Source organism: Streptomyces spiramenti (genome assembly GCF_012034385.1).
Classification (GTDB): Bacteria; Actinomycetota; Actinomycetes; order Streptomycetales; family Streptomycetaceae; genus Streptomyces; species Streptomyces spiramenti.
Window position 1 is genome coordinate 1 of the sequence record NZ_JAAVJB010000250.1, and the last position, 6,866, is coordinate 6,866.

The 6,866-nt window shown below is 75.9% G+C and carries 2 protein-coding genes; one reads left to right on the forward strand and one right to left on the reverse strand.

Translation table 11 applies throughout. From position 1 onward, the window contains the following. Positions 1–179: 179 nt before the first annotated feature. A complete protein-coding gene (locus HCJ92_RS20745; protein WP_167935138.1) occupies positions 180–1,007 on the forward strand; it encodes a hypothetical protein in 828 nt (275 codons plus the stop codon). A gap of 114 nt (positions 1,008–1,121) precedes the next feature. On the opposite strand, the gene HCJ92_RS20750 is transcribed toward HCJ92_RS20745, so the two are convergent. Further along, a complete protein-coding gene (locus HCJ92_RS20750) occupies positions 1,122–6,800 on the reverse strand; it encodes a MupA/Atu3671 family FMN-dependent luciferase-like monooxygenase (protein ID WP_338054294.1) in 5,679 nt (1,892 codons plus the stop codon). Between the last annotated feature and the right edge of the window lie 66 nt (positions 6,801–6,866).

A 6,866-nucleotide genomic window follows, 5' to 3' on the forward strand; every position in this document is an offset into this window, starting at 1 on the left:
GTGCCGTCCCCGGCGGGGCGCGGCGCTGTCCGCGCGGCGCCCCGCCACCGGGCGGGTCGCTGTCCGGACGCCGGTGGGATACTTGCGCACGCCACGGGCGCCGCGCGGCCCGGCGGCCGGAGACCGCGGCACACAGCGGAGGCATCCGGGCAGCGGCACACGGACCGAGGGGGAGCGGGATGAGCGAGAAGAGCGGTGGCGGTGCGTCCGGCGGAGCGGTGGTCTCCGCCGTGCTGGGCGGGGGCGCCGCGTACGCCGTCGCCGCATGGGCGCCCTGGGAGGGCGACGCGGTGCTCGCCGCGACGGCCGGAGCCGCCGCGCTGGCGGCGCTCCTCGCGCACCTGGCCGGCGCCCGCCACGGGCGGCGCACACCGCTGCCGACCAGCAGCGGCCGGTTCGTCGAGAGGGCCCACCGGGTCGAGTTGGTCGCCCCTCCGGAGACCGAGGTGTGGCTGCGTCGCGCCCGGGTCGCGGCCGACCGCGTCGCGGAGCACTCGGGCGCGGGTGCGCTCGGGCCGGACGGCGAACCGGTCGGCGGACACTCCCTGGTGTCGGTCCTCCAGGAGGCCGCGGTCCACACCCGGGTCGCCGCCGAGCAGTTGAACGAGCGGGCGACCGCCGTCACCGTCATCGACCGCACCGTCGGGGACACCGACGTTCGCGAACTGCGGGCCGAGCAAAGCCGGTTGGAACGCGAGGCCGCCGCCGCTCCGGAAGGGGCGCTGCGCGACGCCAAGGAGGCCTCCGCCGCGGCCCTGGCGGACCGGACGGCGTCCGTCGTGCGGCTGGAGGAGCTGCGCCGCACCCTGATGGCAGCGCTGGAGTCCGTGACGCTGCGCCTGGAGGCGGTGGCGGAGCACGCGGGGGTGCTGCTGTCCGCGCAGATCGCCGGGGAGGCGGCGGCCGTCGCGATGGACCTCGGTCCGCTGACCCACGAACTCGTCGCGGTGCAGACCGGACTGGAGCAGCTGGAGGAGCTGACCCGCTCGGTGGCGGCGGCGGGCTGACCCGCCGCTCGACGACGGCCGCCCGCCGTCGCGTCGTTCGGCACGGGACCGGCCGTTCCTTGTTCCCGGCCGTGACCGCCGACGTCCGGGCCGCTCGGCCGTCAGCAGCCGGTGTCAGTGGTCGGTGACCCCGGCCGACACCTCCAGCAGCGCGGTGAGCTCCTTGGCCCACGCGCCGACCGTCTCCGCGGAGAACAGGTCGGTGGAGTACTCCAGGACGCCCGCGAAGCCGTCCGTCTCCGGCGACAGGACCACGTACAGCTCGGTCCGCGCCGCACCGGGGGCGGTGAGCGGGGTGGTGCGCGTCGTGAGCCCCGCCAGGGACGCCTCGGGCGCGGGTCCGGTCATGACCGTCACCATCACCCGCGGCGCCAGCAGCGGCTCGGCCGTCGGCGAGGCCGCCTGCCAGATCTCCGCCAGCGGCAGCACCTCGTGGTCCAGCGCCTCGAAGAGCCGCTCGCCGGTGTGCCGCACGAGCTCGGGGAAGGACGCGGTCGCGGCTCCGCCGAGGCGGACCGGGACGGCCTCCCCGACGTACCCCACGACCGTCTCGTCACCCGGGCGGGTCCGGCGGGCGCTGGAGAGGGCCACCACGACGGACTCCTCGTCCGCCAGCCGGGCCAGCCACTGACCGACACCGGCCACCAGCGCGGTGTGCAGCGTGCCGCCGGCCGTCTCACCGACCGACCGCAGCCCGCGAGCCGTCTCCGCGTCCACCCGGAACCGGTGCAGTGCGCCCGCGCCCGAGAGCCGCGCGGGCCGCTCCCGTTCGGTGGGCAGCTCCGTCTCCAACGGCGCCCCTGCCAGCGCCTCACGCCAGTGCGCCGCCGCGTCGCGCCAGCGGTCCCCGCCGGACTCGCGCTCCTCGCGGCGAGCGAAATCCGGGTAGGGGAGCCCGGGTTCGGGGAGATCTACCGGCTCGTCGGCGGCGGCGGCCCGGTACAGCGCCGCCACGTCGTTCCACACCAGGTGCAACGACCAGCCGTCGCCCACCGCATGGTGCGCCGCGAGCGCCAGGATCCACCGCCGCTCGCCCAGCCGGCCGAGTCGCACCCGCAGCAGCGGTGCCTCGTCGAGGGCGAACGGGGTGGTGACCGCCTCGTCGCACCAGCGGGCCACCGCCGCGCTGTCGTCCGGCAGTTCGGTGACCTCGACCTCCGTCGCCGCGGTGGCCGACACCTCCTGGACCTCCTCCGCCCCGGGACGGCCCTCGGATCTGCCGGGGACGATCCGGGTGCGCAGCGCGGGGTGCCGCGCCACGACCTGTGCGAACGCGGCACGCAGCGCGTCCACGTCGAGCGGGCCGGTGACGTCCACCCGGAGCCCCATCGTGAGTGCCTCGGGCCTGCCGTGCGCCCGGTGGCGTCGCACCATGCGGCGCTGCGCGGAGGTCAGCGGAGCGGTCTCCACCGCCGTCGCGCCCGTCACGCGCGGCACCTCCTGGCGGGCCTTCCCCCCACCGGGGCACGCCGGCGCGGCTGCGGCTGCGGCGGTGTCGGCCGTCGGCCCGGTGGCGTCCTCGGCGGTCAGCACCGCGGCCAGGGCGCGGACGCTCGGCGCGCGGAACAGCTCCGCCAGCGAGACCTCCCGGCCCAGCGTGGCGCGGACCCGGTGCAGCAGCCGCACCGCGCTCAGCGAATGCCCGCCGAGGTCGAAGAAGCCACGGGTCACGTCGAAGTCACCGCACCCCAACTCCTCACGCCACAGCGGGTACAGCGCCTCCTCCAGCGGACCTTCGGGTGTCGCGGTCACCGTGCCCGTCGTCACCGGGTCGGGGAGCCGCGCCTCGTCCAGCTTGCCGCTGGAGTTGAGCGGCAGCGCGGCGACGCGCGCCCAGCGGCTCGGCACCAGGTAGGTGGGGAGTTCGGCCGCGAGGAGCCCCGGCAGCCGGTCGAGGAGACCGGTGTCGGCGTCGTCCTCGGGGACGACCCAACCGACCAGCTGCGGCTCCCCGTTGGAGTCGTCGCGGACGGCGACCGCCGCGTCCCGCACCCCCGGGAGCGCCGCCAGGGCGCGCCGCGCCTCGGCGGGCTCGACCCGGTGGCCGCGGATCTTCACCTGGTGGTCGACGCGGCCCACGTACTCCAGCTCGCCGTCGGCCCGCAGCCGTGCCAGGTCGCCGGTGCGGTACAGGAGGGCGCCGGGGTTCTCCGGGTCGGGGAGGAACGCCGCGGCGGTCTCCGCCGGGCGTCCCCGGTACCCGGCGGCGACGCCCGCCCCGGCCAGATGGATCTCGCCGCGGGCGCCGACCGGCACGGGCGTGCCGTCCGCGCCGAGCAACCGGGCCTCGGTACCGGCGATCGGCCGGCCGATGGGCGGTGCGGCGTCACCGGGGGTGACGCGGTGCGAGGTGGCGCAGACGGAACCCTCGGTCGGGCCGTACATGTTGAACAGCGTGCAGTCGGGGTGTGCGGTGAGGAACGCGCTCAGCGCCGGGGTGTCACCGGTGGGCTCGCCCGCCGAGATCAGCGAGCGCAGCGCCGGCAGCTCCGGACGGGACTCCATCAGGTACCGCAGCGGGGTGAACGGCATGAACAGCCGCGCCACCCGGTCCCGGCGCATGACGGTGACGAGCGCGGCCGGGTCGTGCCGGACCGACTCGTCGAGCAGCACCAGCCGTGCGCCGCCTCCCAGCGTCGTGAAGATCTCCATCACGGCGGCGTCGAACGACGCCGAGGACCACTGGAGCGTGTCCTGCGGGCCGTGTGCGGCCAGGTCCCACCGGATCAGGTTGACGGGCCCGCGGTGCGGCACCTCGACGCCCTTGGGGCGCCCGGTCGAACCGGAGGTGTAGATGCAGTAGGCGAGGTCCTCGGGGCCGACGACCGGCTCCGGACCGGCGCCCTCGTGCCGGCTCCCGCCGTCCGCGCCGCTCAGCGAGGCCACGTCCGCCACCGGGGTGGCGTCGGGTGCCGCGCCCTCGGCCGTCGCCGGCGTCGCCACGAGCAGCACCGCGCCGCTGTCCTCGATCATCGAGCGCCGCCGGGCGGCGGGCAGTTCGGGGTCGATGGGCAGGTAGACGGCACCGGCGCGCAGCACCGCCAACAGCGTCAGTACGAACTCCGCGCCACGCGGCAGGCAGACCGCGACCAGGTCGCCGCGGTTGACGCCCCGGGCGCGGAGCGCCGCGGATGCGCCGGACGAGCGGTCGTCCAACTCGCCGTAGGTGGTGCTGCGTTCGCCGTGCACCAGTGCCACGGCGTCGGGGGTGCGACGCGCCTGGGCCAGGACCACGCCGTGCAGGCTGCCGGGTTCGCGGCCCACGGCGGGTGCCGCGGGGGTCCGGGTGGCACCCTCGATCACCTCGCGGTCCGCCGCCGTCAGCGCCGGCAGGTCGGAGAGCCGCGCGTCGGGCGCCGCCGGCAGCTGTGCCAGGACGAGGTCCACGTAGTCGAGCAGCCGCTCGACGGTGGCCGCGTCGAAGAGGTCGCGGTCGTACTCGGCGAGGCAGCGGACTCCGGACGTGCCGTGGGTCAGGTACAGCGCGAGGTCGACGGGGGCGGCCCGGTCGGCGGCGAGGTCGATCGTCGTCACCGACAGCTCCGGCGGCGCGAACGGGGCGTCCCCGGTGGCGTTCTCGAACTCCACCGCCACCTGGAACAGCGGGTTGCCCCCCGCCGTGCGGTCGGGGTTGAGCGCGGCGACCAGCTCGTCGAACGGCGCGGCCCGGTACTGGTAGGCGTCCAGACCGGCGGTGGTGAGCTCGCGGGCGAGGCTCCCGAACGTCGGGTCGTCCGCGAGGTCCACCCTCAGCGGAAGCGTCTCGACGTACATGCCGACCGCGTCCTCGGCGCCGTCCGGCCGGTGCATCAGTGCGGTGCCGACCACCATGTCGTCGGCGCCGCCGAGGCGCCGCAGCGCCACGCAGACTGCCCCGAGCAACACCGAGAAGACGGTGGCCGAGGCGCCCGCGCCCGCGGTGCGTACGTCCTCGGCGGTCGCCGCCGGCCACTCCCGCACCAGGTGCCCGCCGGTGCCGGAGGAGCGTGCGGGCCGCGGCCGGTCGGTCGGCAGCGCGGTCTCCGGCGCGTCGGCCAGTCGGTCCAGCCAGTAACGCAGCGCCTCGTCGTGCTCCCGCTCACCGGGCTCGTCGACGGGGGTGTGCGCGGGCAGCTCCGGCAGCTCGGCGGGTGCCTGCGGCCAGGAGCGGTACCAGGCGGCGAGGTCGCGGGTGAGGATCTGCGTGGAGGAGGAGTCGAAGACGACGTGGTGCGCGACCAGCAGCAGCACGTGGCGCTCCGGCGCGAACCGCACCAGGCGCGCCTTCAGCAGCGGTCCGGTGGCCAGGTCGATCGGCTCGCGGAGCTCCTCGGCCAGTACCTGCGCGATCAGGGACTCCTCGTCCCGGCCCCCGTCCGCGACGCCCGGCAGGTCTCCGGCGTCGGTGAGGGGACACGGCAGCGGCATGCGGTCGCGGACGGTGAGCCGCGGCTCACCCTCGACCTCGGTCACCACCGAGCGCAGCGCCGGGTGGCGGTCCACCACCTGCTGCAACGCGCCGAGCAGGGCGTCGGTGTCCAGCGGGCCGTCGAAGCGGAGCGTCTTCGGCTCGTGGTAGCTGGTCCGGCCCGGTTCGAGCTGCTCCAGGAACCAGATCCGCCGCTGTGCCGGGGAGAGGGCGACCGAGCTCTGCTCGGGCAGCGCCGGGACGGCGTCCGACGCGCCGGGCGTGGTGTCCGCCTGCCGCGTCGGCGTCGCGCCGCGCGCGTGCCGCCGCCGCAGGGCGTCGAGTTCGGTGAGCCCGGCGAGTACGTGCCCGGTGGGGACGCCGAAGTCGACGAAGCAGGCGATCTCGTCGGCGCCGACGGCCCGCAGCCGCTCCACCACGGCGCTGCTGCCGGCGACGTCGCCGATCAGCGCCCGGTCCTCGCAGTAGCGCCCGTACGCCTGCTCCAGCAGGAACCGCACGTCGTCGGGGTCGGCGTGGTCCAGGTCGATGTCCACGCCGAGGCTGTTGGTGACCTGGTTGAACAGCGACAGGGACGAGCGCAGGTAGGAGATGAAGGGCTCGAACGCCTCCCTGCGGGCGGCCTCGGGGTCGGCGTCGAGGTAGGTGTGCAGCAGCACGACCACCCGGCCGCCGTCCGGGTCAAGCCCGTGCTCGGCCCGTGTGCGGCGGTAGAGCGCGATGTTGCCGGCCAGGTCCTCGACGGACTGGGCCATCAGGTTGGTGACGACGCCCATGTCCTCGGCCGCGGCCCGCCGGTAGCTGTCCGGGTTGCCGACGACCGCCACGAACATCGGCGGCTGCGCCTGCAACGGCCGCGGGTGGGTGCGAAGTTCGGTCTGCTCGCCGCTGCCGGAGAGCATCGGGACGGCCTCGCCGGCCCACAGGCGGCGCACCGTGTCGACGCGCTCGTACATCAGCTCGCGGTGGTTGCCGTAGTTCTCCGGGGCCAGCGCGAAGTCGTCCGCGTGCCAGCCGCTGGCCACGCCGATCCCGACCCGGCCGCCGGAGAGATTGTCGACCACCGCCCACTCCTCCGCGACGCGCAGCGGGTTGTGGAGCGGCAGCACGACCGAACCGGCGTGCAGCCGGATGGTGCTGGTCTGCGCGGCCAAGGCGGCAGCGAGGACCGAGGGGTTGGGGAAGAGCGCGCCGAAGGAGTGGAAGTGCCGTTCGGGCAGCCACAGGCTGTGGAAGCCGTTGCGGTCGGCGAAGCGGGCCGCCTCCTGGATGAGCTGGTACTTGTCGCCCGCGTCCTCGTCGGGATAGTCGCCGAAGAAGTAGAGGCTGAAGTCGCAGCCGTCACGGCCGGGAGCGGCGCCGACGGCCGGCGGAGCGGTCCGCACGGCGGGGGAGGCGGCCGGGGCGGGGCGGGAGGCCGCGGGAGCGGCGGCTGCCGCAGCCTTCGGGGT